This window comes from Shigella sp. SIG6 (assembly GCF_053555815.1).
The window spans coordinates 22,388-47,947 of the sequence record NZ_JBQZXC010000001.1; the positions used below are offsets into that span (position 1 = coordinate 22,388).

Annotated in this window: 21 protein-coding genes, 2 tRNA genes and 3 pseudogenes; 18 read left to right on the forward strand and 8 right to left on the reverse strand. The window is 49.6% G+C overall.

Annotation, left to right across the window (positions count from 1 at the left end):
- Window positions 1–374: 374 nt before the first annotated feature.
- From ydiJ to ldtE, 10 genes are all read left to right on the forward strand, one after another.
- A complete protein-coding gene (gene ydiJ / locus ACUU1M_RS00110; protein ID WP_000612934.1) occupies window positions 375–3,431 on the forward strand; it encodes a D-2-hydroxyglutarate dehydrogenase YdiJ in 3,057 nt (1,018 codons plus the stop codon).
- Entirely contained in the window at window positions 3,428–3,838 is a 411-nt protein-coding gene (gene menI, locus ACUU1M_RS00115) for a 1,4-dihydroxy-2-naphthoyl-CoA hydrolase (RefSeq protein ID WP_000637981.1), read from the forward strand. Before ydiJ ends, menI begins: the two co-directional genes overlap by 4 nt.
- 99 nt (window positions 3,839–3,937) lie before the next feature.
- The gene (locus ACUU1M_RS00120) at window positions 3,938–4,126 is read left to right on the forward strand and encodes a YdiH family protein (RefSeq protein WP_001296104.1); all 189 of its coding nucleotides are present in this window, start codon (window positions 3,938–3,940) and stop codon (window positions 4,124–4,126) included.
- A 547-nt stretch (window positions 4,127–4,673) separates the two neighbouring features.
- Entirely contained in the window at window positions 4,674–5,042 is a 369-nt protein-coding gene (sufA, locus tag ACUU1M_RS00125) for a Fe-S cluster assembly scaffold SufA (RefSeq protein ID WP_000367163.1), read from the forward strand.
- Between the two features lie 8 nt (window positions 5,043–5,050).
- Window positions 5,051–6,538 (forward strand): Fe-S cluster assembly protein SufB, encoded by a 1,488-nt coding sequence (gene sufB / locus ACUU1M_RS00130; RefSeq protein WP_005075135.1) that lies wholly within the window; start codon window positions 5,051–5,053, stop codon window positions 6,536–6,538.
- Window positions 6,539–6,547: 9 nt separating this feature from the next.
- Complete coding sequence (gene sufC, locus ACUU1M_RS00135) at window positions 6,548–7,294, forward strand: Fe-S cluster assembly ATPase SufC (protein WP_000948872.1); 747 nt, start codon at window positions 6,548–6,550, stop codon at window positions 7,292–7,294.
- Complete coding sequence (gene sufD / locus ACUU1M_RS00140; protein ID WP_000907989.1) at window positions 7,269–8,540, forward strand: Fe-S cluster assembly protein SufD; 1,272 nt, start codon at window positions 7,269–7,271, stop codon at window positions 8,538–8,540. The genes sufC and sufD overlap by 26 nt, the downstream gene beginning before the upstream one ends.
- Window positions 8,537–9,757, forward strand: coding sequence for a cysteine desulfurase SufS (gene sufS / locus ACUU1M_RS00145; protein WP_000144579.1), 1,221 nt, complete (start codon window positions 8,537–8,539; stop codon window positions 9,755–9,757). Before sufD ends, sufS begins: the two co-directional genes overlap by 4 nt.
- 12 nt (window positions 9,758–9,769) lie before the next feature.
- A complete protein-coding gene (sufE, locus tag ACUU1M_RS00150) occupies window positions 9,770–10,186 on the forward strand; it encodes a cysteine desulfuration protein SufE (RefSeq protein ID WP_001196517.1) in 417 nt (138 codons plus the stop codon).
- A 148-nt stretch (window positions 10,187–10,334) separates the two neighbouring features.
- Window positions 10,335–11,339 carry a L,D-transpeptidase LdtE gene (gene ldtE, locus ACUU1M_RS00155; RefSeq protein WP_000817104.1) on the forward strand — a complete coding sequence of 335 codons (1,005 nt, stop codon included), beginning with the start codon at window positions 10,335–10,337 and terminating at the stop codon, window positions 11,337–11,339.
- Window positions 11,340–11,402: 63 nt separating this feature from the next.
- On the opposite strand, the gene lpp is transcribed toward ldtE, so the two are convergent.
- The 3 genes from lpp to ynhH form a co-directional block, all read right to left on the reverse strand.
- Complete coding sequence (lpp, locus tag ACUU1M_RS00160; protein ID WP_000648420.1) at window positions 11,403–11,639, reverse strand: murein lipoprotein Lpp; 237 nt, start codon at window positions 11,637–11,639, stop codon at window positions 11,403–11,405.
- 310 nt (window positions 11,640–11,949) lie between these two features.
- Complete coding sequence (pykF, locus tag ACUU1M_RS00165) at window positions 11,950–13,362, reverse strand: pyruvate kinase PykF (RefSeq protein ID WP_005075133.1); 1,413 nt, start codon at window positions 13,360–13,362, stop codon at window positions 11,950–11,952.
- Window positions 13,363–13,369: 7 nt separating this feature from the next.
- Window positions 13,370–13,564, reverse strand: coding sequence for a protein YnhH (ynhH, locus tag ACUU1M_RS00170; RefSeq protein WP_240806354.1), 195 nt, complete (start codon window positions 13,562–13,564; stop codon window positions 13,370–13,372).
- Between the two features lie 354 nt (window positions 13,565–13,918).
- On the opposite strand from ynhH, the gene fumD reads away from it, so the two are divergent.
- The 7 genes and pseudogenes from fumD (at window position 13,919) to ydhT (ending at window position 20,217) form a co-directional block, all read left to right on the forward strand.
- Window positions 13,919–14,128 carry a fumarate hydratase FumD gene (gene fumD, locus ACUU1M_RS00175; protein ID WP_000528342.1) on the forward strand — a complete coding sequence of 70 codons (210 nt, stop codon included), beginning with the start codon at window positions 13,919–13,921 and terminating at the stop codon, window positions 14,126–14,128.
- A 455-nt stretch (window positions 14,129–14,583) separates the two neighbouring features.
- Window positions 14,584–15,105 carry a ferredoxin-like protein gene (locus ACUU1M_RS00180; RefSeq protein ID WP_001070241.1) on the forward strand — a complete coding sequence of 174 codons (522 nt, stop codon included), beginning with the start codon at window positions 14,584–14,586 and terminating at the stop codon, window positions 15,103–15,105.
- Between the two features lie 20 nt (window positions 15,106–15,125).
- Window positions 15,126–17,228, forward strand: a complete 2,103-nt coding sequence (locus tag ACUU1M_RS00185) for an aldehyde ferredoxin oxidoreductase (RefSeq protein WP_001273490.1) — start codon at window positions 15,126–15,128, stop codon at window positions 17,226–17,228.
- Between the two features lie 12 nt (window positions 17,229–17,240).
- Window positions 17,241–17,893: pseudogene (locus ACUU1M_RS00190) on the forward strand (YdhW family putative oxidoreductase system protein).
- Between the two features lie 63 nt (window positions 17,894–17,956).
- Window positions 17,957–18,625 (forward strand): annotated as a pseudogene (locus ACUU1M_RS00195) (4Fe-4S dicluster domain-containing protein).
- A complete protein-coding gene (gene phsC / locus ACUU1M_RS00200; protein ID WP_001069986.1) occupies window positions 18,622–19,407 on the forward strand; it encodes a thiosulfate reductase cytochrome B subunit in 786 nt (261 codons plus the stop codon). Before ACUU1M_RS00195 ends, phsC begins: the two are co-directional and overlap by 4 nt.
- 3 nt (window positions 19,408–19,410) lie before the next feature.
- Complete coding sequence (gene ydhT / locus ACUU1M_RS00205) at window positions 19,411–20,217, forward strand: protein YdhT (RefSeq protein ID WP_000587594.1); 807 nt, start codon at window positions 19,411–19,413, stop codon at window positions 20,215–20,217.
- Between the two features lie 11 nt (window positions 20,218–20,228).
- Here ydhT and ACUU1M_RS00210 read toward each other — a convergent pair.
- From ACUU1M_RS00210 to ACUU1M_RS00225, 4 genes and pseudogenes are all read right to left on the reverse strand, one after another.
- Window positions 20,229–21,832, reverse strand: a pseudogene (locus ACUU1M_RS00210) (FAD-NAD(P)-binding protein).
- Between the two features lie 125 nt (window positions 21,833–21,957).
- Window positions 21,958–22,263 (reverse strand): monooxygenase, encoded by a 306-nt coding sequence (locus tag ACUU1M_RS00215; RefSeq protein ID WP_000212657.1) that lies wholly within the window; start codon window positions 22,261–22,263, stop codon window positions 21,958–21,960.
- Window positions 22,264–22,370: 107 nt separating this feature from the next.
- Window positions 22,371–22,447: transfer RNA gene (locus ACUU1M_RS00220), tRNA-Val, on the reverse strand.
- A gap of 4 nt (window positions 22,448–22,451) precedes the next feature.
- Window positions 22,452–22,528, reverse strand: a tRNA-Val gene (locus ACUU1M_RS00225).
- Window positions 22,529–22,835: 307 nt separating this feature from the next.
- On the opposite strand from ACUU1M_RS00225, the gene ACUU1M_RS00230 reads away from it, so the two are divergent.
- Window positions 22,836–24,092: an AIDA repeat-containing protein gene (locus tag ACUU1M_RS00230; protein WP_000534300.1), complete on the forward strand. Its 1,257-nt coding sequence runs from the start codon at window positions 22,836–22,838 to the stop codon at window positions 24,090–24,092.
- A gap of 40 nt (window positions 24,093–24,132) precedes the next feature.
- Here ACUU1M_RS00230 and mdtK read toward each other — a convergent pair whose 3' ends face one another.
- A complete protein-coding gene (gene mdtK / locus ACUU1M_RS00235) occupies window positions 24,133–25,506 on the reverse strand; it encodes a multidrug efflux MATE transporter MdtK (protein ID WP_001174943.1) in 1,374 nt (457 codons plus the stop codon).
- Window positions 25,507–25,560 lie beyond the last annotated feature (54 nt).

Sequence of the window (25,560 nt, forward strand, 5' to 3'; positions counted from 1 at the left end):
TTTTTTGTGCGTCAAATCGTCGACGCGACGTGAACACGCGAAACTCACCTGCATAATGATGAGCAATTTCAGCGGTTTTTAACAGGCCGATTCTGCCCTTAATTCTGATGGGCGTGTTAGAAAAAAATGTGGTACAACAACTCAGGCAACACGCAAACGATTTACTCGTCGTATTTCAAGTTGCATGTGCTGCGGCTACGTTCGTTCACCCCAGTCACTTACTATTGTAAGCTCCTGGAGTTCACTCGCTTGCCGCCTTCCTGCAACTCGAAATCCATAGAGTAAATAAACATCACCTTTCAGTGCGCTATTGCAGCCGCCTGAAAGAATAGTGTATCGACCTACATCACAGACCGCAGGAAAGGGTCAATATAATGATTCCACAGATTTCCCAGGCACCCGGCGTCGTTCAACTGGTGCTTAATTTTTTGCAAGAGCTGGAGCAACAAGGTTTTACCGGCGATGCGGCGACAAGTTATGCCGATCGTCTGACAATGTCGACCGACAACAGTATTTACCAACTTCTCCCCGATGCGGTGGTATTTCCGCGTTCAACCGCAGATGTGGCGCTGATCGCCCGTCTTGCCGCGCAGGAACGCTATTCATCGCTGATCTTTACCCCCCGCGGCGGCGGCACCGGCACTAACGGTCAGGCGCTCAACCAGGGGATTATTGTTGATATGTCCCGCCATATGAACCGCATCATCGAAATTAATCCTGAAGAGGGCTGGGTGCGCGTTGAGGCCGGGGTGATAAAAGACCAACTCAATCAGTACCTGAAACCGTTCGGCTACTTTTTTGCGCCGGAACTTTCGACCAGCAACCGGGCAACGCTCGGTGGGATGATCAATACCGATGCATCCGGTCAGGGATCGCTGGTCTATGGCAAAACGTCAGATCACGTACTTGGCGTACGCGCGGTGTTGTTGGGGGGCGATATTCTCGATACGCAACCTTTACCCGTCGAGCTGGCGGAAACGCTGGGTAAATCCAATACCACAATCGGGCGAATTTATAACACGGTTTATCAACGTTGCCGTCAGCAACGCCAGTTAATCATCGACAACTTCCCCAAACTTAACCGCTTTCTTACCGGTTACGATCTGCGTCATGTCTTTAACGATGAGATGACCGAGTTCGACCTGACGCGCATTCTGACGGGTTCAGAAGGGACGCTGGCCTTTATTACCGAAGCGCGGCTGGATATTACGCGCTTGCCTAAAGTGCGCCGTCTGGTGAATGTCAAATATGACTCTTTTGACTCTGCGCTGCGTAACGCGCCGTTTATGGTTGAGGCGCGGGCGCTTTCGGTAGAGACGGTGGACTCAAAAGTGCTGAATCTGGCGCGGGAAGATATTGTCTGGCATTCCGTCAGCGAGTTGATTACCGATGTGCCTGACAAAGAGATGCTCGGACTGAACATTGTGGAATTTGCTGGTGATGATGAGGCGCTGATTGACGAGCGAGTTAATGCACTCTGTGTGCGGCTTGATGAGCTGATTGCCAGCCAACAGGCAGGTGTGATTGGCTGGCAGGTGTGCCGCGAGCTGGCGGGGGTTGAACGTATCTATGCGATGCGCAAAAAAGCCGTTGGTCTGCTTGGCAATGCCAAAGGTGCCGCTAAGCCAATTCCGTTTGCTGAGGATACCTGCGTACCGCCGGAACATCTGGCCGATTATATTGCTGAATTTCGCGCGCTGCTCGACAGCCACGGCTTAAGCTACGGTATGTTCGGTCACGTCGACGCAGGTGTCTTGCACGTCCGTCCGGCACTGGATATGTGCGATCCGCAACAAGAGATTTTGATGAAGCAAATCTCTGATGACGTGGTGGCGCTGACTGCGAAATACGGTGGTTTGTTGTGGGGCGAGCACGGCAAAGGTTTTCGCGCTGAATACAGCCCGGCGTTTTTCGGTGAGGAACTTTTTGCAGAACTGCGCAAAGTGAAAGCGGCATTTGACCCGCATAACCGACTCAACCCAGGGAAGATTTGCCCGCCAGAAGGTCTCGATGCGCCGATGATGAAAGTGGACGCGGTGAAGCGCGGTACATTCGATCGGCAGATCCCCATTGCGGTACGCCAGCAGTGGCGCGGTGCGATGGAGTGTAACGGCAACGGTTTATGCTTCAACTTTGATGCCCGTAGTCCGATGTGTCCGTCGATGAAGATCACCCAGAACCGGATTCATTCACCGAAAGGGCGCGCAACGCTGGTGCGTGAATGGCTGCGCTTGTTGGCGGATCGCGGCGTTGACCCACTCAAACTGGAACAAGAACTGCCTGAATCCGGCGTCAGTTTGCGGACGTTAATTGCCCGCACGCGCAATAGCTGGCATGCGAATAAAGGCGAATATGACTTCTCACACGAAGTCAAAGAGGCGATGTCGGGCTGTCTGGCCTGTAAAGCTTGTTCGACCCAGTGCCCCATCAAAATTGATGTGCCGGAGTTTCGCTCTCGTTTTCTGCAGCTCTATCACACCCGTTATTTACGCCCGCTTCGCGACCACCTCGTTGCTACGGTCGAGAGCTACGCACCGCTGATGGCACGCGCGCCGAAAACCTTTAACTTCTTCATTAACCAGCCGCTGGTGCGCAAACTCTCGGAAAAACATATCGGCATGGTTGATTTGCCACTGCTGTCGGTCCCCTCGCTACAACAACAAATGGTGGGGCATCGCTCGGCAAACATGACGCTGGAACAGCTTGAAGCTCTCAATGCAGAGCAGAAAGCGCGCACGGTGTTGGTGGTGCAGGACCCCTTTACCAGCTATTACGATGCGCAAGTGGTGGCGGATTTTGTCCGTCTGGTTGAAAAATTAGGTTTCCAGCCTGTGTTACTGCCATTTTCGCCAAATGGCAAAGCCCAGCATATCAAAGGCTTTCTTAATCGTTTTGCGAAGACGGCGAAAAAGACGGCGGATTTCCTCAACCGTATGGCTAAGCTTGGGATGCCAATGGTGGGCGTCGATCCGGCGCTGGTACTTTGTTATCGCGATGAATATAAACTGGCGCTGGGCGAGGAACGTGGCGAGTTTAACGTCTTACTTGCGAATGAATGGCTGGCAAGCGCACTTGAGTCACATCCAGTGGCTACAGTCAGCGGTGAATCATGGTATTTCTTTGGTCACTGTACCGAGGTTACCGCTTTGCCGGGCGCGCCAGCACAATGGGCCGCGATATTTGCCCGTTTTGGCGCGAAACTGGAAAATGTCAGCGTGGGTTGCTGCGGCATGGCAGGGACTTACGGACATGAAGCGAAAAACCATGAAAATTCGCTCGGGATCTATGAGTTATCCTGGCATCAGGCTATGCAGCGACTGCCGCGTAACCGCTGTCTGGCGACCGGATATTCCTGCCGTAGCCAGGTAAAACGGGTTGAAGGCACGGGGGTACGCCATCCTGTGCAGGCTTTACTGGAGATTATTAAATGATATGGAAACGGAAAATCACTCTGGAAGCACTGAATGCTATGGGTGAAGGAAACATGGTGGGGTTCCTGGATATTCGCTTTGAACATATTGGTGATGACACCCTTGAAGCGACAATGCCAGTAGACTCGCGGACAAAGCAGCCTTTCGGGTTGCTGCATGGAGGAGCATCCGTGGTACTGGCCGAAAGTATCGGTTCCGTTGCCGGTTATTTATGTACCGAAGGTGAGCAAAAAGTGGTTGGTCTGGAAATCAATGCTAATCACGTCCGCTCGGCACGAGAAGGGCGGGTGCGCGGCATATGTAAACCGTTGCATCTCGGTTCGCGTCACCAGGTCTGGCAGATTGAAATCTTCGATGAGAAAGGGCGTTTGTGCTGTTCGTCACGATTGACGACCGCCATTTTGTGACGTTGTCACCAGGAAAGTGTGACGCATATTGCTTTTGGTCATTATCTGCACAGTAAACGGTGGTATACTGTGCAGGTCTTGTCTAAAAGCGAGGATGCTATGTCTACTCAACTTGATCCCACCCAGCTGGCCATTGAATTTTTACGCCGTGACCAGAGCAATCTTTCACCTGCCCAATATCTCAAACGTCTGAAACAACTAGAACTTGAATTTGCTGACCTGCTTACTCTCTCTTCTGCTGAATTAAAAGAAGAAATCTACTTTGCCTGGCGTCTGGGCGTGCATTGATCCTGACTTAATGCCGCAAGTTCGCCAAATCGACCTGGATTAACCTCCGTCTAGGTTCGATGACCTTCTTAATACTGCTTATCTACCGCCTGATATTGTTCAAAAATAATACTAATCGCAGTTTGTGTTAAAACGGCGGGTTAGCTTTATGAGATTATTCTTATCGCCCCTTCAAGAGCTAAGCCACTGAGAGTGCCGGAGATAAGCGCCGGATGGGGTAGAAACCCTTAAGCCTGTGTCGCACAGACTTAAGGGTTTTCTTATTTCTGAACGCTGCACTTTTTTACCTATCTCTTAAATAGTCATTTTCAATACAACTTTTTCTTTTTCATCACAGCCTTAATGCTCCTTAGATAATAACCATTATCTAACAATGAGATACCTAATTCTTAGCGTGCCTGTTAACCCACACATCAGGGGCTATGCTTATTAAAAGCAGGCAAAAAGCATGTTTTACGGTAAAGCCCCTGCGTTTGCTGGGTTGAACTGATAATCATTATCACTAACATGCTGTTATACGCTGAAAGCGATGAAGTGAGGTAAATAGATGGACATGCATTCAGGAACCTTTAACCCACAGGATTTCGCCTGGCAAGGCTTAACGCTGACACCCGCAGCGGCGATACACATCCGCGAGCTGGTGGCAAAGCAGCCAGGTATGGTCGGCGTGCGCTTAGGTGTGAAGCAAACGGGCTGCGCGGGCTTTGGCTATGTGCTCGACAGTGTTAGCGAGCCGGACAAAGACGATCTGCTGTTTGAACACGACGGCGCGAAGCTGTTTGTCCCGCTGCAATCGATGCCGTTTATTGATGGCACGGAAGTCGATTTCGTTCGTGAAGGACTTAATCAGATATTCAAATTTCACAACCCTAAAGCCCAGAATGAATGTGGCTGTGGCGAAAGCTTTGGGGTATAGGCGGTACTATGTCTCGTAATACTGAAGCAACTGACGATGTCAAAACCTGGACCGGCGGCCCGCTGAATTATAAAGAAGGATTCTTCACCCAGTTAGCCACCGATGAGCTGGCAAAGGGGATAAACGAAGAGGTGGTACGCGCAATTTCGGCGAAGCGTAATGAGCCGGAGTGGATGCTGGAGTTTCGTCTAAACGCCTATCGCGCATGGCTGGAGATGGAAGAACCGCACTGGTTGAAAGCGCACTACGACAAGCTGAATTATCAGGATTACAGCTACTACTCAGCACCATCGTGCGGTAATTGTGACGACACTTGCGCGTCTGAACTTGGCGCGGTGCAGCAAACTGGCGCGAACGCCTTTTTAAGTAAAGAGGTGGAGGCGGCGTTTGAGCAGTTGGGCGTTCCCGTGCGGGAAGGCAAAGAGGTGGCGGTGGATGCCATTTTCGACTCTGTTTCGGTTGCCACCACTTATCGCGAAAAACTGGCGGAGCAGGGAATTATTTTCTGTTCCTTTGGTGAGGCGATCCACGATCACCCGGAACTGGTGCGTAAATATCTCGGCACCGTGGTGCCGGGGAATGACAACTTCTTTGCAGCACTTAATGCGGCGGTAGCCTCTGACGGTACGTTTATTTATGTGCCTAAAGGCGTGCGCTGCCCGATGGAACTTTCCACCTATTTTCGCATTAACGCGGAAAAAACCGGGCAGTTTGAGCGCACAATTCTGGTGGCCGACGAAGACAGCTACGTCAGTTACATTGAAGGCTGTTCCGCTCCGGTGCGTGACAGCTATCAGTTGCACGCGGCAGTGGTGGAAGTCATCATCCATAAAAACGCCGAGGTGAAATATTCCACGGTACAAAACTGGTTCCCTGGCGATAACAACACCGGCGGTATTCTCAACTTCGTCACCAAGCGTGCTTTGTGCGAAGGCGAAAACAGCAAAATGTCATGGACGCAATCAGAAACCGGGTCAGCGATTACGTGGAAATATCCCAGCTGCATTTTGCGCGGCGATAACTCCATTGGTGAGTTTTACTCAGTGGCGCTGACCAGCGGTCATCAGCAAGCGGATACCGGCACCAAGATGATCCACATCGGTAAAAACACCAAATCGACCATTATCTCGAAAGGGATCTCTGCCGGACATAGTCAGAACAGTTATCGCGGCTTAGTGAAAATCATGCCGACGGCAACCAATGCGCGCAATTTCACTCAGTGCGACTCAATGCTGATTGGCGCTAATTGTGGGGCGCATACCTTCCCGTATGTCGAATGTCGCAATAACAGCGCACAACTGGAGCACGAGGCAACGACATCACGTATTGGTGAAGATCAACTGTTTTACTGCCTGCAACGCGGGATCAGCGAAGAAGACGCCATCTCGATGATTGTTAACGGTTTCTGCAAAGACGTGTTCTCAGAACTGCCGCTGGAATTTGCCGTTGAAGCACAAAAACTCCTCACCATCAGTCTTGAACACAGCGTCGGATAAGGAATAAATATGTTAAGTATTAAAGATTTACACGTCAGCGTGGAAGATAAAGCTATCCTGCGTGGATTAAGCCTCGACGTTCGTCCCGGCGAAGTTCACGCCATTATGGGGCCAAACGGTTCGGGCAAAAGTACCTTATCGGCAACGCTTGCCGGGCGCGAAGATTATGAAGTGACGGGCGGCACGGTTGAGTTCAAAGGCAAAGATTTGCTTGCACTGTCGCCGGAAGATCGTGCAGGCGAAGGCATCTTTATGGCCTTCCAGTATCCGGTGGAGATTCCAGGCGTCAGTAACCAGTTTTTCCTGCAAACGGCACTTAATGCAGTGCGCAGCTATCGCGGCCAGGAAACGCTCGACCGCTTTGATTTTCAGGATTTGATGGAAGAGAAAATCGCTCTCCTGAAGATGCCGGAAGATTTATTAACCCGTTCGGTAAACGTTGGTTTTTCCGGCGGCGAGAAAAAGCGCAACGATATTTTGCAAATGGCGGTGCTGGAACCGGAGTTATGCATTCTTGATGAGTCGGACTCCGGGCTGGATATTGACGCATTAAAAGTGGTCGCCGATGGCGTGAACTCGCTGCGTGATGGCAAGCGCTCATTCATCATTGTTACGCACTACCAACGCATTCTCGACTACATCAAGCCTGATTACGTTCATGTGCTATATCAGGGACGAATTGTGAAATCCGGCGATTTCACGTTGGTCAAACAACTGGAGGAGCAGGGTTATGGCTGGCTTACCGAACAGCAGTAATGCGCTGCAACAGTGGCATCACTTGTTTGAAGCTGAAGGGACAAAACGCTCACCGCAAGCACAGCAGCATTTACAACAATTGCTGCGTACCGGACTGCCGACACGTAAACATGAAAACTGGAAATATACGCCGCTGGAAGGGCTGACCAATAGTCAGTTTGTCAGCATTGCGGGAGATATATCCCCACAGCAGCGTGATGCCTTAGCGTTAACGTTAGACGCCGTGCGGCTGGTGTTTGTCGATGGACGTTACGTGCCCGCGCTGAGCGATGCAATTGAAGGCAGCGGATATGAAGTGAGCATTAACGACGACCGTCAGGGGTTACCCGACGCTATTCAGGCGGAAGTGTTTCTGCATTTGACGGAAAGCCTGGCACAAAGCGTGACGCATATCGCCGTGAAGCGCGGTCAACGGCCGGCAAAGCCATTGCTGTTAATGCATATCACCCAGGGCGTGGCAGGTGAAGAGGTGAACACTGCCCATTACCGGCATCATCTGGATCTGGCGGAAGGTGCCGAAGCAACGGTGATCGAACATTTTGTCAGCCTTAATGGTGCTCGTCATTTTACCGGGGCACGGTTCACTATCAATGTCGCAGCGAACGCCCACTTGCAGCATATCAAGCTGGCGTTTGAAAACCCGGTCAGTCACCACTTTGCCCATAACGATTTGTTGCTGGCTGACGATGCCACCGCATTTAGCCATAGTTTCCTGCTGGGTGGCGCAGTGTTACGACACAACACCAGTACGCAACTCAATGGCGAAAACAGCACGCTGCGGATCAATAGCCTAGCGATGCCGGTGAAAAACGAGGTGTGTGATACCCGTACCTGGCTGGAACACAATAAAGGTTTTTGTAACAGCCGACAGTTGCACAAAACTATCGTCAGCGACAAAGGCCGCGCGGTATTTAACGGTTTGATCAACGTCGCGCAGCACGCCATCAAAACGGATGGTCAGATGACCAACAATAATCTGCTGATGGGCAAACTGGCGGAAGTGGATACAAAACCGCAGCTGGAAATCTATGCAGATGATGTGAAATGCAGCCACGGCGCGACGGTGGGGCGTATTGATGATGAACAGATGTTCTATCTGCGCTCGCGCGGGATCAATCAGCAGGATGCCCAGCAGATGATCATTTACGCCTTTGCTGCCGAACTGACGGAAGCACTGCGTGATGAGGGGCTTAAACAGCAGGTGCTGGCCCGAATCGGTCAACGGCTGCCAGGAGGTGCAAGATGACTTTTTCCGTCGACAAAGTGCGGGCCGACTTTCCGGTGCTTTCGCGTGAGGTAAACGGTTTGCCGCTGGCTTATCTCGACAGCGCCGCCAGTGCACAGAAACCGAGCCAGGTGATTGACGCCGAGGCCGAGTTTTATCGTCATGGCTACGCGGCGGTGCATCGCGGTATTCATACCTTAAGCGCCCAGGCGACCGAGAAAATGGAGAACGTGCGCAAGCGGGCATCGCTGTTTATTAATGCCCGTTCGGCGGAAGAGCTGGTGTTCGTCCGCGGCACGACGGAAGGGATCAATCTGGTCGCCAATAGCTGGGGCAACAGCAATGTGCGGGCGGGCGATAACATCATCATCAGTCAGATGGAGCACCACGCTAACATTGTCCCCTGGCAGATGCTTTGCGCACGCGTTGGCGCAGAGCTGCGTGTGATCCCTCTCAACCCCGACGGTACGCTGCAACTGGAGACGCTGCCTACGCTGTTTGATGAGAAAACTCGCCTGCTGGCAATTACTCATGTCTCCAACGTGCTTGGCACAGAAAATCCACTGGCGGAAATGATCACGCTTGCGCACCAGCATGGCGCAAAAGTGCTGGTGGATGGCGCTCAGGCGGTGATGCATCATCCGGTGGATGTTCAGGCGCTGGATTGCGACTTTTACGTGTTCTCCGGGCATAAACTGTATGGCCCCACCGGAATTGGCATTCTTTATGTGAAAGAAGCCTTGTTGCAGGAGATGCCGCCGTGGGAAGGGGGCGGTTCTATGATCGCCACCGTCAGCCTGAGTGAAGGCACTACCTGGACCAAAGCACCATGGCGGTTTGAAGCCGGTACACCCAATACCGGGGGCATCATTGGTCTTGGCGCGGCGCTGGAGTATGTTTCGGCGCTGGGGCTTAATAGCATAGCCGAGTATGAACAGAATCTGATGCATTATGCGCTATCACAGCTGGAATCTGTACCGGATCTCACTCTCTATGGCCAACAAAACAGGCTTGGCGTTATTGCTTTTAATCTCGGTAAACACCACGCCTATGATGTTGGCAGTTTTCTCGATAATTACGGCATTGCTGTGCGTACCGGACATCACTGCGCTATGCCATTAATGGCCTATTACAACGTCCCTGCGATGTGTCGGGCGTCGCTGGCCATGTATAACACCCATGAAGAAGTGGATCGTCTGGTGACCGGCCTGCAACGTATTCACCGTCTGCTGGGATAACAGGGAGGCACTATGGCTTTATTGCCGGATAAAGAAAAATTGCTGCGTAATTTTTTACGCTGCGCCAACTGGGAAGAGAAATATCTCTACATTATTGAGCTGGGCCAGCGTCTGCCAGAATTACGCGCCGAAGACCGAAGCCCACAAAATAGCATTCAGGGCTGCCAGAGTCAGGTGTGGATTGTCATGCGCCAGAATGCGCAGGGAATTATTGAATTGCAGGGCGACAGCGATGCGGCGATTGTGAAAGGGCTTATTGCGGTCGTCTTTATTCTCTACGATCAGATGACGCCGCAGGATATTGTCAATTTCGATGTGCGTCCGTGGTTTGAAAAAATGGCGCTCACCCAACATCTCACCCCATCTCGTTCACAAGGTCTGGAAGCGATGATTCGCGCAATTCGCGCCAAAGCCGCTGCACTTAGCTAAACTAAAGGGACAGCTTTCATCCGGTTGGCTCACATTGCCGGATGGTCAATGTTTACACTGACCTGCACAGGAGTGTTTTGGTTTCAGGTGAACATAAGCACCATCCGACGTTTCAGCGTGAGTCTCCGGCAAATACAGGAGGTTTACAATGAAACGCGCATCTTTGCTTACACTCACGCTTATCGGCGCTTTTAGCGCCATCCAGGCTGCCTGGGCGGTTGATTATCCGCTACCACCAACCGGAAGCCGACTGGTTGGGCAAAATCAAACGTATACGGTGCAAGAAGGGGATAAAAACCTTCAGGCTATTGCCCGACGTTTTGATACTGCGGCAATGTTGATCCTTGAAGCCAATAACACTATCGCCCCGGTGCCAAAACCTGGTACGACGATAACTATTCCTTCACAACTGTTATTACCTGATGCACCGCGTCAGGGGATTATCGTTAACCTTGCAGAGCTGCGCCTTTATTATTATCCGCCGGGAGAAAATATTGTGCAGGTTTATCCAATAGGTATTGGATTGCAGGGGCTGGAAACGCCGGTGATGGAAACGCGTGTTGGGCAGAAAATCCCTAACCCAACCTGGACGCCTACGGCAGGCATTCGTCAGCGTTCGCTGGAGCGTGGCATTAAATTACCGCCAGTCGTTCCTGCCGGACCAAATAACCCGCTAGGACGTTACGCACTGCGCCTCGCGCATGGTAATGGCGAATACCTCATTCATGGCACCAGTGCGCCGGACAGCGTTGGTTTGCGCGTCAGTTCAGGGTGTATTCGCATGAATGCACCGGATATTAAAGCCTTGTTCTCCAGCGTGCGGACGGGAACGCCGGTGAAAGTGATCAACGAACCGGTGAAATATTCCGTGGAACCTAACGGGATGCGTTATGTTGAAGTACATCGACCACTATCAGCAGAAGAACAGCAAAACGTTCAGACAATGCCATACACACTGCCAGCAGGCTTTACGCAATTTAAAGACAATAAGGCTGTAGATCAGAAGTTAGTCGATAAAGCGTTGTATCGTCGGGCAGGGTATCCGGTTTCGGTGAGCAGTGGAGCAACTCCCGCAGCCAGCAATGCGCCTTCAGTAGAGTCAGCGCAGAATGGTGAACCAGAGCAAGGGAATATGTTACGCGCGACGCAGTAGTGGTAAATAGCAGACAAAAAAAATGGCGCACAATGTGCGCCATTTTTCACTTCACAGGTACTATTACTTGCGGTATTTAGTAGCCATGTTGTCCAGACGCTGGTTAGCACGAGCTGCGTCATCTTTAGCAGCCTGAACGTCGGAACGCATTGCGTTCACGTCGTTGCTCAGCTGGTCAACTTTAGCGTTCAGAGTCTGAACGTCAGAAGACAGCTGATCGATTTTAGCGTTGCTGGAGCAACCTGCCAGCAGAGTAGAACCCAGGATTACCGCGCCCAGTACCAGTTTAGTAGCTTTCATTATTAATACCCTCTAGATTGAGTTAATCTCCATGTAGCGTTACAAGTATTACACAAAGTTTTTTATGTTGAGAATATTTTTTTGATGGGAAGGCACTTATTTTTGATCGTTCGCTCAAAGAAGCATCGAACGCTGGGTTTTAGATAAAAAAATTGAGAGAAAACAGGATGCTTCCATCGGATTCATCTTAAATAAAGTGAGATTATATAGTGAAATCCGATTTGATTTTTTATTGCTTCTGGTTATCGATTAAATAAAAAAAGCGCCCATCAGGGCGCTTCGATATACAAATTAATTCACAAAAGCAATATTACAGGACGTGAACAGATGCGGTGTTAGTAGTGCCGCTCGGTACCAGTGCACCAGAAACCATAACTACGACGTCACCTTTGTGTGCCAGACCGCTCTGCAGAGCCAGTTCTTTACCCAGACGGTAGAAATCATCAGTAGAAGTGATCTCTTTAACCAGCTGCGGCACAACGCCTTTGCTCAGTACCAACTGATGAGCCGTTTTTTCGTTGGTGGTCAGTGCCAGGATGGTGGCATCCGGGAAGTATTTACGTACTGCGCGAGCAGATTTACCGCCCTGGGTAGCAACCACGATCAGCGGAGCATCCAGTTTTTCAGCAGTTTCAACGGCACCACGGCATACCGCTTCGGTGATGCGCAGTTTACGGTTGTCATTGTTGAACTCGAGACGGCTGTTCATCACGCGGTCGGTACGTTCGCAGATGGTCGCCATGATAGAAACCGCTTCCAGCGGGTATTTACCTTTTGCGGATTCACCAGACAGCATCACTGCGTCAGTACCGTCGAGGATGGCGTTTGCAACGTCACCGGCTTCTGCGCGAGTCGGGCGTGGGTTTTTGATCATGGAATCCAGCATCTGGGTCGCAGTGATAACGACTTTACGTGCACGGATACATTTTTCGATCATCATCTTCTGGGCGAAGATAACTTCTTCTACCGGGATTTCTACACCCAGGTCGCCACGCGCAACCATGATGCCGTCAGAGGCTTCGAGGATTTCGTCGAAGTTGTTGAGGCCTTCCTGGTTTTCGATTTTGGAGATGATGTGGATGTTTTCGCCGCCGTGCGCTTTCAGGTGCTCACGGATTTCGATAACGTCAGAACGCTTACGAATAAAGGAAGCAGCAACAAAGTCTACGCCTTTTTCGCAACCAAAGATCAGGTCCTGTTTGTCTTTTTCAGCCAGTGCTGGCAGAGCAATGGAAACGCTAGGCAGGTTCACACCTTTGTTTTCGCCCAGGTCACCGTTGTTCAGCACTTTACAGATAACTTTGTTACCTTCAATGGCGGTAACTTCCATACCGATCAGACCATCGTCAACCAGTACGGTGTTGCCAACAGACAGGTCAGTAGTGAAACCTTCATACGTTACCGCAACCATTTCGCTGTTGCCGATAACAGATTTATCAGTGGTGAAAGTAAAGGTCTGACCAGCTTTCAGAGAAACATCGTTACCGCCTTCCAGTTTCATGGTGCGGATTTCCGGACCTTTGGTATCAAGCAGGATAGCGGCGGTTTTACCAGTTTTGCTCATCACGTTGCGCAGATTCTGAATGCGCTGACCGTGTTCTGCATAGTCACCATGAGAGAAGTTCAGACGCATAACGTTCATGCCAGCGTCCAGCATTTTAGCTAACATCTCTTCAGATTCGGTTTTCGGTCCGATGGTGCAAACAATTTTGGTCTTTTTCATGACAGTCTTAGTCTTTAAGTTGAGAAGGATGGGAGAAACTTGCTTTCTGGGCGCACTGCCGGAAAGCGAATCCGGTATTACGAAAGTGGTGGTGCCTCGCTCTAAGGATAGGTGACATCGAAAAAGCGTGCAGAGGAATGTGTGCTTGTGTCTCAGCCCAACGTGAGTGCCTGTTTTTGAGTCGTTGAGTTCTACAGTCCAAAGTGCTGAAACCATTCAAGAGTCAATTGGCGCGCATTATACGCTGAAATTAATCCAAAAGGAAAACAAAAACAGCGTTTCAAAAAATATACAACTTGTTAGACAATAAATTGTTATCAAAGATTTAACGTTCCAGGGAAAAGGTTACGCAAAAACTTCGCTGTTTGCGCAACGTCTGGTGCCGAAGTTGTCAGTGTGAGGATAAGTGAAAGTTCATCCGGTGTATAAATATATCATCGCTCAATTGCTACAGTTAAAATAATTTATCGCGTTATTTGTCTGATTTTGTTTGATTTTTGTTTAATTGGTTAGATTGATATATGCTGATAGTTGGCATGATAAATAGGTATAAAGAATGGGAAATCGGACAAAAGAGGATGAACTGTACCGAGAAATGTGCAGAGTTGTCGGTAAAGTTGTGCTGGAAATGCGCGATCTGGGGCAGGAACCAAAGCATATTGTTATCGCAGGCGTATTACGTACAGCATTAGCCAATAAACGCATTCAGCGCAGTGAGCTGGAAAAGCAGGCGATGGAAACCGTCATTAACGCACTGGTAAAATGACCATTCAGGATGAGGCGGTAAGCTTCATCCTGATATTCTTGCTTCAGTTGCGGTCCAGTTAATCATTCTAAATAACAACTGCTGAAATTATACGAATTTCGGTATGTATTTTAATTTATAGCGATAATGTTATTTTTATTTTCTGCAATGAACGTCACAAATGATTGTCGCTTAAGTTAAATTTATTTCAAATGATAATAAATATCAGTTCGCTTATAATTTCTTGCTTTGTAATTTTAATTGATAACGATCAATGTTAAGGGCTCAGAATAATCACATTATTTTTTCTCCTAACCATAAAGGATTAGTTTATCGGCGTTAAATCTTTTCTCATACACTATCGGGTTAGGGAAAATATCTGGTGTTGGGGACAGAGTCAGCAGCGTATTAGTTGAATGCTTAATATCAGGCTGCTGAATTGTCAGCACTGTGTTTGCGAAGAGGATGCGAAATAAATGAACCCGGTTGATCGTCCACTATTAGATATTGGCTTAACGCGATTAGAATTCTTGCGTATATCAGGAAAAGGCCTTGCTGGTCTAACAATTGCCCCTGCGTTACTGTCACTTTTGGGTTGCAAACAGGAAGATATTGATAGCGGCACAGTAGGGACATTCTTCTCCCGTATCAAAATCCATCGCAATTATTTCTTTGGAGACAACGGGGTTGGCTCTGGCGGCGGCCTGTATGGCGATCTCAACTATACCGCGGACACCTGCCGTCAATGCAAAGAGCCGCAATGCATGAACGTCTGCCCGATTGGTGCGATTACCTGGCAGCAGAAAGAAGGCTGTATTACCGTCGATCATAAACGTTGTATTGGCTGTAGCGCCTGTACTACGGCATGCCCGTGGATGATGGCCACCGTAAATACCGAAAGTAAAAAATCCTCGAAATGTATGTTATGCGGTGAATGCGCAAACGCCTGCCCAACAGGGGCGTTAAAAATTATCGAGTGGAAAGATATTACTGTGTGAATCTTGCAAAGGAAAAAATCATGGCTAACGGTTGGACAGGTAATATATTAAGAGTCAATCTCACGACAGGAAATATTACCCTCGAAGATTCCAGTAAGTTTAAAAGTTTTGTCGGTGGCATGGGCTTCGGCTACAAAATTATGTATGACGAAGTACCGCTAGGCACGAAACCTTTCGATGAAGCGAATAAATTAGTCTTTGCTACCGGCCCATTAACTGGATCTGGTGCCCCCTGTAGTTCTCGCGTAAATATCACCTCACTTTCTACTTTTACCAAAGGAAATTTAGTCGTCGATGCCCATATGGGTGGCTTTTTTGCAGCGCAAATGAAATTCGCTGGATACGACGTCATTATTATCGAAGGGAAGGCGAAATCACCGGTATGGCTGAAGATTAAAGATGACAAAGTTAGCCTGGAAAAAGCCGATTTCTTATGGGGAAAAGGGACGCGCGCAACGACGGAAGAAATTTGTCGATTGACCAGTCCGGAAACCTGTGTGGCGGCTATTGGTCAGGCTGGGGAAAACCTTATTCCTCTCTCTGGCATGTTGAATAGCCGTAACCACAGCGGCGGTGCGGGAACTGGCGCAATAATGGGTTCGAAAAACCTGAAAGCGATTGCGGTTGAAGGGACGAAAGGGGTCAACATTGCCGATCGTCAGGAGATGAAGCGTCTCAATGATTACATGATGACTGAACTTATTGGTGCGAATAACAACCATGTCGTGCCAAGTACGCCACAATCGTGGGCAGAGTATTCAGATCCCAAGTCACGCTGGACAGCACGTAAAGGGCTGTTTTGGGGCGCGGCTGAAGGTGGTCCGATTGAAACGGGTGAAATTCCGCCAGGCAATCAGAATACGGTCGGCTTTCGTACCTATAAATCCGTTTTTGACTTAGGACCGGCGGCAGAGAAATACACAGTAAAAATGAGCGGCTGCCACTCTTGCCCGATCCGTTGTATGACCCAAATGAATATTCCTCGGGTGAAAGAGTTTGGCGTGCCCAGCACAGGTGGTAACACTTGTGTAGCAAACTTTGTCCATACCACCATCTTCCCGAACGGGCCGAAAGATTTTGAAGATAAAGACGATGGTCGTGTGATTGGTAACCTGGTTGGTCTGAATTTGTTCGATGACTACGGCCTATGGTGTAACTACAGGCAGTTGCATCGCGACTTTACTTATTGTTACAGCAAAGGTGTGTTCAAGCGTGTTCTGCCAGCTGAAGAGTATGCAGAAATTCGCTGGGATCAACTGGAAGCGGGTGACGTTAACTTCATTAAAGATTTTTACTACCGTCTGGCGCATCGTGTGGGTGAGCTGAGTCACCTGGCTGATGGTTCATATGCCATCGCAGAACGCTGGAATTTGGGTAAAGAGTACTGGGGCTACGCGAAAAATAAACTCTGGTCGCCGTTTGGCTATCCGGTTCACCATGCCAATGAAGCGTCAGCGCAGGTCGGTTCCATTGTTAACTGTATGTTCAACCGTGACTGCATGACGCATACCCATATCAACTTTATTGGTTCCGGCTTGCCATTGAAACTGCAACGTGAAGTGGCGAAAGAACTTTTTGGTTCTGAAGATGCTTACGATGAAACCAAAAACTACACGCCAATCAATGACGCAAAAATTAAATATGCAAAGTGGTCGCTGTTGCGGGTCTGTTTGCATAACGCCGTCACCCTGTGCAACTGGGTCTGGCCAATGACCGTTTCGCCGCTGAAAAGCCGTAATTACCGGGGCGATCTGGCGCTTGAAGCCAAATTCTTCAAAGCGATCACCGGCGAAGAGATGACTCAGGAAAAATTAGATTTAGCTGCAGAGCGTATCTTTACGTTGCATCGTGCCTACACGGTAAAACCGATGCAAACCAAAGATATGCGTAATGAACACGATCTTATCTGTTCCTGGGTTTTCGACAAGGATCCGCAGATCCCGGTCTTTACTGAAGGTACTGACAAAATGGATCGTGACGATATGCATGCTTCGCTCACGATGTTCTACAAAGAAATGGGCTGGGACCCACAGCTTGGTTGTCCAACCCGCGAAACATTGCAGCGTCTGGGGCTGGAAGATATTGCCGCCGATCTGGCAGCACACAATCTACTGCCTGCGTAAGGAATGGGTAAGATGAACCATCAGGATGAATTGCCGTTAGCGAAAGTCAGCGAAGTTGACGAGGCGAAGCGGCAATGGTTGCAGGGGATGCGTCACCCCGTTGATACGGTAACCGAACCAGAACCTGCTGAAATCCTGGCTGAGTTCATTCGCCAGCATTCTGCGGCTGGGCAGCTGGTGGCGCGCACCGTGTTTCTCTCGCCACCCTATTCGGTTGCAGAAGAGGAACTGTCAGTTTTGCTGGAAAGCATTAAGCAGAACGGAGACTACGCGGATATCGCTTGTATGACGGGAAGTCAGGATGATTACTATTACTCAACGCAGGCCATGAGTGAAAACTACGCGGCGATGTCTTTGCAAGTTGTGGAGCAGGACATTTGTCGCGCCATTGCACACGCCGTTCGTTTTGAGTGCCAGACGTATCCTCGTCCTTACAAAGTCGCCATGCTGATGCAAGCGCCATATTACTTCCAGGAAGCGCAGATTGAAGCCGCGATCGCCGCGATGGATGTTGCACCTGAATATGCCGATATACGGCAGGTGGAGTCATCGACGGCGGTGTTGTACTTGTTTAGCGAGCGATTTATGACCTATGGCAAGGCTTATGGCTTATGGCTTATGGCTTATGCGAATGGTTTGAGGTAGAGCAGTTTCAGAATCCCTGAAATTTCAGGGAGGTGTCATGGATAGGGTGGACAGTTGCAGCCACTGCATTAGGGGATAATCAGATGTCCTTCACTCGACGCAAATTTGTTCTGGGGATGGGAACAGTAATCTTTTTTACTGGTTCTGCGTCTTCTCTGTTAGCGAACACGAGGCAAGAAAAGGAAGTTCGGTATGCCATGATTCATGACGAGTCACGGTGCAATGGCTGTAATATTTGCGCCCGCGCATGCCGTAAAACTAACCACGTCCCCGCTCAGGGAAGCCGTTTATCGATAGCACACATTCCAGTCACCGATAACGACAACGAAACGCAGTATCACTTTTTTCGCCAGTCATGTCAGCACTGCGAAGATGCTCCGTGCATCGACGTATGCCCGACGGGGGCATCGTGGCGTGATGAGCAGGGGATCGTGCGGGTAGAAAAACCGCAGTGCATCGGCTGCAGTTATTGCATTGGCGCTTGTCCGTACTAGGTTCGCTACCTTAACCCTGTCACTAAAGTGGCAGATAAATGTGATTTCTGCGCTGAGTCCCGACTGGCAAAAGGCTTTCCGCCCATTTGCGTCAGCGCCTGTCCGGAACACGCATTGATCTTTGGTCGCGAAGATAGCCCAGAAATTCAGGCGTGGTTGCAGGATAATAAATACTATCAATATCAGCTACCTGGTGCCGGAAAACCGCATCTGTATCGCCGGTTCGGTCAACATTTGATTAAAAAGGAAAATGTATGAACCCGTCGCAACATGCTGAACAGTTTCAGAGCCAGTTAGCGAACTATGTGCCACAGTTCACTCCCGAATTTTGGCCGGTGTGGTTGATCATTGCCGGAGTATTGCTGGTTGGGATGTGGTTGGTGCTGGGGCTGCACGCCTTGCTTCGTGCTCGTGGCGTGAAGAAATCAGCCACCGATCATGGTGAGAAGGTTTATCTTTACAGCAAAGCGGTCAGATTATGGCACTGGTCGAATGCGTTACTCTTTGTATTGTTGCTGGCAAGTGGGCTGATAAATCACTTTGCGATGGTGGGCGCAACTGCGGTTAAAAGTCTGGTTGCGGTGCATGAAGTTTGCGGATTTTTGTTACTGGCATGCTGGCTCGGCTTTGTGCTGATCAATGCCGTTGGGGATAATGGTCACCACTATCGCATTCGTCGTCAGGGGTGGCTGGAACGAGCGGCAAAACAAACGCGATTTTATTTGTTTGGCATTATGCAGGGGGAAGAACATCCTTTCCCGGCAACAACACAGTCTAAATTTAATCCCTTACAGCAGGTCGCCTATGTTGGTGTCATGTATGGATTGCTGCCGTTGTTACTATTGACGGGGCTGTTGTGTCTCTATCCGCAAGCCGTGGGAGATGTGTTTCCTGGCGTAAGATACTGGTTATTGCAGGCGCATTTTGCTCTGGCATTTATAAGCCTCTTTTTTATCTTCGGTCATCTTTATCTTTGCACCACGGGGCGTACGCCACACGAAACCTTTAAAAGCATGGTCGATGGCTATCACCGGCACTAACGAATGATCATTACACGAGCAGACCTGCGAGAATGGCGTATCGGAGCGGTGATGTATCGCTGGTTCCTGCGCCATTTCCCACGCGGCGGTAGTTATGCCGATATTCGTCATGCACTGATTGAGGAAGGATATACGGACTGGGCGGAGAGTCTGGTTGAGTATGCGTGGAAAAAATGGCTGGCGGATGAAAACTTCGCGCATCAGGAAGTTTCCTCTATGCAAAAACTGGCCACAGACCCCGGAGAGATACCATTTTGCAGTCAGTTTGCCCGCAGCGACGATCATGCTCGCATCGGCTGTTGTGAGGATAACGCCCGAATCGCAACCGCTGGGTATGCCGCGCAAATTGCCAGTATGGGTTATAGCGTGCGGATTGGAAGTGTCGGCTTTAACAGTCACATTGGCAGCTCCGGTGAACGCGCACGGGTTGCTGTAACCGGTAATTCTTCGCGGATAAGCAGCGCTGGAGATAGTAGTCGGATTGCGAATACCGGAATGCGAGTACGCGTTTGTACATTGGGTGAACGGTGTCATGTCGCCAGTAATGGTGACCTGGTGCAAATCGCCAGCTTTGGCGCAAACGCCAGAATTGCCAACAGCGGCGACAATGTACACATCATTGCCAGCGGTGAAAATTCAACGGTAGTGAGCACGGGCGTGGTCGACTCAATTATTCTCGGGGGAAGCGCCGCACTGGCATATCATGACGGCGAAAGAGTTCGCTTCGCCGTCGCCATTGAAGGTGAAAACAATATTCGAACCGGAGTCCGCTATCGTCTTAATGAACAGCATCAGTTTGTTGAGTGCTGATAGCTTTACCTTTAATCAAACGAAAGACGCCGACGAGCACGGGATGCAGGCTTTACGACCGCCCGAGCCATCGCCTCACCAATTTCTGCACATGCCGTAAGTCCCTGAACGAAAGGCTGGTCGTGCATCAACCAGGGCAACGCGCCGAACGCTACGCGTCCACGAATATCTTCGGGTTGCTGTAACGTATAATCTTCGCCAACATCAGGGATTTCATCCCCTGTTTTCTGTAATTGCTCGCGTAGCCCAGGGAAAGGAATATCTTTCACTTTAAGCGGACGCTGTCCGCAGGCATCAATAAAAACGTCAAACGAGTAGCTGTTGTCTTCCGTTTTCAGGACGGTGCGCGACTCATTAATTTCCATTTCGTAGTCTTCACCGAGGGCGAGAATATGAATGATCCCCGCTTCACGTAAGGCCAGTAGTCGACGAATAGACTCTGAAGGGATTGCCGCATAATTATCGATGAAAACCCTGGCAAGGCCTTTACTGAACCGTTTATGGTCGTGTTCATTCAGATGAGGAACAATTTCCTGTATGGCTTCATGCAGGCGCAGAATGACATAACGCTAGGGAACAGTATGTTTTTCTCGTTTATTGCGTTCGACTTCCTGGAGATTTTTTCTGCCCAGTCAAATGGGTCGCGTTGTTTGCGCTCGGCAAACCAGGCTTGAGCAAAGGAATCGACATTCAGGCTCTCTAAGGCTATGCGTTGGCTCCAGTCTGGATCAGCAAACTTGATTTCCTCTACTATCAATCTAAATACCCGATCCAAAAGGCCCTCTTCACCTTTTTGAATCTCAGCATTTAATGCCTGATCGGTGACGATGTGTAAGGGCTCGTAGGGAATAGGGCAATAGAAATCGGCTTCGGGTAAAATACCCGTGCGCGACATCAACGTAATATTTAGCTTTTCACTTGCGTTATCGCGGTGAAAAACGACGTGTTGTTTATCATCTTCAATGAACGAACCATGCTGAATAGCCACTGCCATTGCCGTATCCAGTCCGCTCAAGGATGTTCCCATAATACCCACGTTACACGCATCGACCTTTGCTTCCATCAGGCCTGACCACGGGCTGGGAAAATACGTTCTGGTTGCTTCTTCTTCATCAGGCCAGACGTGACCCGTGGCAATCACCGCTAAATCAAACGTCTCGCTGGGTAAATCCTGATTTGTAGCGAGCATGACGCCAGCATTTGTAATTTGCAGATCGGTAACCTGGCATGATTCATAAACAGCCACTGCAAATTTTTGCTGTCGTGCCTGGTCTACTAATCGTAAAAATTGATCGCGGAAATATTCGCCCAGCAGAATTCGCGGTAAAAACTGACGATCGTGCAAGGTTTCTTTTTTAACGCCATAACGCTGGAGATGGCTGGCTTCTTGCTTTTGTAGCCATTCGAGATACGTACAATTAATCGGCGGTATTTCAATACTGGCAATATTTGCCAGCATCATTTTTGAGTTTTCCTCATCACTGTATGGCATCCCGACTCCGGCCTCGTCAGCCTGCTCGAAGATAGAAATAGAAAGTGGAGTTTGTTGCTGTAGAAGCGAGAATAAGGTGTAGATCCCCGTAGGCCCGGCACCCACAATAGCAATTTTTTTCATTGTTACTTACCTGTACGCATTCTTTCGAATTTAGTGTTATCAGATAAGTTTGGTTGAGATTTTTAGAATTTGAGAAATTTCAGACAGGGATGAAAAGGGCGCTAACCGCCCTTGATTAAATTCTGTCAGGCGAGTTTTGCCTGATTGATTTGACTAAGTGGCTCATTGACATCGAAAACTTTGGCGACAACTTCCTCAACGCCGAGATTTTTCAGTCGGGCAGTATGTTTTTCCAGATAGGCAAGGGCGCTTTTTTCATCAGTGAAAAGGTAGATCCCACCGGCTTCGTGGTTCTTTTCACTTTCTGTCCATACCTTCCACAGAAAACCAGGTTCCTGATTAATCGACTCAGCAAGTGGTTTAAGCTGCTCAGCCATTGCGTCGCCAAATGGGCCATTAAAAGCAAAATGAAGTTGTAACAAAGTTGCCATAGCGATTCTCCTTCTGATAACGCATACGAAGACAGTGTAAATCTTTTAACGTATTGGATACAGAGAAGAAACAGAGGGAAAAAGGAAAAGACCAGATTAAGAAAATCTGGTGCGTCCGAGTGGACTCGAACCACCGACCCCCACCATGTCAAGGTGGTGCTCTAACCAACTGAGCTACGGACGCAGGATGGTGCGTTCAATTGGACTCGAACCAACGACCCCCACCATGTCAAGGTGGTGCTCTAACCAACTGAGCTATGAACGCAACGTTGTAGGTGACAACGGGGACGAATATTAGCGGCAGAGTGGAAAGGTGGCAAGAGGCAAAACGTAATTTTCTGCGCTATTTCGACCGTTTGCAGAGCTTTTAAGCAAATTGGCTATATTTTGTTGATTTGCAAGGGCGATTTTTATTCAGGATCGCATTTACATCTGATACAACCCAATAATTCGTGTATCAGAGTTTAAACAGAGTTGTTTGCCACCATCTCAAATCTGTCGTGGATAAATCCTCCGTAGTCTTTACACTTAGGTAGCAATAAAGGCACACAGATGCAGCAAAGGAATAAATCATGGGATCTGATGCGAAAAACTTGATGAGCGACGGGAATGTGCAAATTGTTAAGACCGGCGAGGTCATTGGCGCGACGCAACTTACTGAAGGCGAGTTGATTGTTGAAGCTGGCGGAAGAGCCGAAAATACCGTGGTCACGGGGGCTGGCTGGTTGAAAGTGGCAACCGGTGGGATCGCCAAATGCACACAGTACGGTAACAATGGCACGCTATCGGTCAGCGACGGTGCCATTGCCACAGATATTGTTCAGTCCGAGGGAGGCGCAATTAGTCTCTCTACGCTCGCTACGGTTAATGGCCGCCATCCCGAAGGTGAATTCAGCGTTGATCAGGGTTATGCCTGCGGTTTGTTGCTGGAAAATGGCGGTAACCTGCGTGTACTGGAAGGACATCGCGCGGAAAAAATCATTCTCGATCAAGAGGGCGGCCTGTTGGTTAATGGGACAACCTCAGCGGTCGTGGTAGATGAAGGTGGTGAATTGTTGGTGTATCCAAGTGGAGAAGCCAGCAATTGTGAGATTAATCAGGGCGGCGTTTTTATGCTGGCCGGGAAAGCCAGTGATACGTTGCTTGCTGGTGGCACCATGAATAATCTCGGTGGTGAAGACTCTGACACTATTGTTGAGAATGGATCCATTTATCGTCTGGGGACGGATGGCCTTCAGCTCTACAGTTCCGGTAAGACGCAAAACCTGTCGGTGAATGTGGGGGGGCGGGCTGAAGTGCATGCCGGTACGCTGGAAAATGCGGTAATACAAGGTGGAACAGTGATCCTGTTGTCACCCACCAGCGCGGACGAAAATTTTGTCGTAGAGGAAGATCGCGCACCGGTTGAACTGACCGGGAGTGTTGCATTACTGGACGGCGCTTCAATGATTATTGGTTATGGCGCAGAGCTGCAACAATCAACGATTACTGTACAGCAGGGCGGTGTGTTGATTCTCGACGGCAGTACGGTAAAAGGTGACAGCGTCACTTTCATTGTTGGTAACATCAATCTGAATGGCGGAAAACTGTGGCTGATCACTGGTGCGGCAACGCATGTGCAACTGAAAGTGAAACGCCTGCGCGGAGAGGGAGCGATTTGCCTGCAAACCAGTGCGAAAGAAATTTCACCTGACTTCATCAATGTGAAAGGGGAAGTTAACGGGGATATACGCGTTGAGATAACAGATGCCAGTCGGCAAACTCTGTGTAACGCTCTGAAATTACAGCCAGACGAAGACGGGATTGGCGCAACGCTCCAGCCTGCGTAAAAACACAGGCGCAACCCGTGAAGGTTGCGCCTTGTCTTTATTAGCGGGACGCTCGTTGCAGAATGATGGCTGACGGCATTCGTTGCAGGAACCGCATACGCAGCATCATCATAATGGCTGCCGATGTCAGGCCGATAATAAAGCCTATCCAGAAGCCTGCTGGCCCCATAGGTTCAACGACCAGATCGGTCAGTGCCAGAATATAGCCGCTTGGCAAGCCCAGCACCCAGTAAGCTGTAAAGGTGATATAGAAAATGGAACGCGTATCTTTATAACCACGCAAAATCCCACTGCCAATCACCTGGATTGAGTCAGAAATCTGATATACCGCCGCCAGCAACATCAAATGCGCAGCCAGCGTTACAACCTCGGGATTGTCGTTGTACAACAGGGCGATTTGCTCCCGCAGTGAAACCGTGAAAATGGCCGTCAGGGTTGCCATACAGACACCCACCATAAGCCCGGTCCGCGCAGCGGTTTGCGCATCCAGCGTTGAGCCCTGACCCAGACGATAACCTACGCGGATAGTTACCGCTGCCGCCAGCGACATTGGAAGCACAAACATCAGTGAACTAAAGTTCAGGGCAATCTGGTGTCCTGCGACATCAACAATACCGAGCGGAGACACTAACAGAGCCACGACGGCAAACAGTGTCACTTCAAAGAACAGTGCCAGCGCAATCGGCAAACCGAGTTGAATCAGTCGTTTCATAACCGCAGGATCGGGCTTAGCGGTGCCTTTTTCGTTACGAATATCGCGCATGGAGCGGGCGCGTTTAATGTAAGAAACCATGGCAAGGAACATGACCCAATACACCGCCGCAGTAGCCACGCCACAACCAACGCCACCGAGCTCAGGCATACCGAAATGACCATAAATAAAGATATAGTTCACCGGGATGTTCACCAGCAGGCCGATAAAGCCCATTACCATACCCGGCTTGGTTTTTGCCAGACCTTCACATTGGTTACGGGCAACCTGGAAGAACAGATATCCCGGCGCGCCCCACAACAACGCACGCAGATAACCCACGGCTTTGTCCGCCAGAGCCGGATCGATGTTTTCCATGGAGCGGATAATGTAACCTGCATTCCACAGCACCAGCATAATGAGAACGGAAACAAAACCTGCCAGCCAGAAACCTTGTCGCACCTGATGCGCAATGCGCTCACGTCGACCGGAACCATTTAATTGCGCGATAACCGGCGTTAATGCCAGCAGCAGTCCGTGACCAAAGAGGATCGCCGGAAGCCAGATAGAAGTACCGATAGCGACCGCCGCCATGTCGGTGGCACTATAGCCGCCCGCCATCACGGTATCGACAAAACCCATCGCAGTTTGGGCGATTTGCGCGAGAATCACCGGGATTGCTAATGCTAATAACAGACGCGCTTCACTGATATACTTCTGCACGTGAACACCTTTTATTTGTAGTTATATGAGAGACTAAAAAGCCGCCTGAATGGG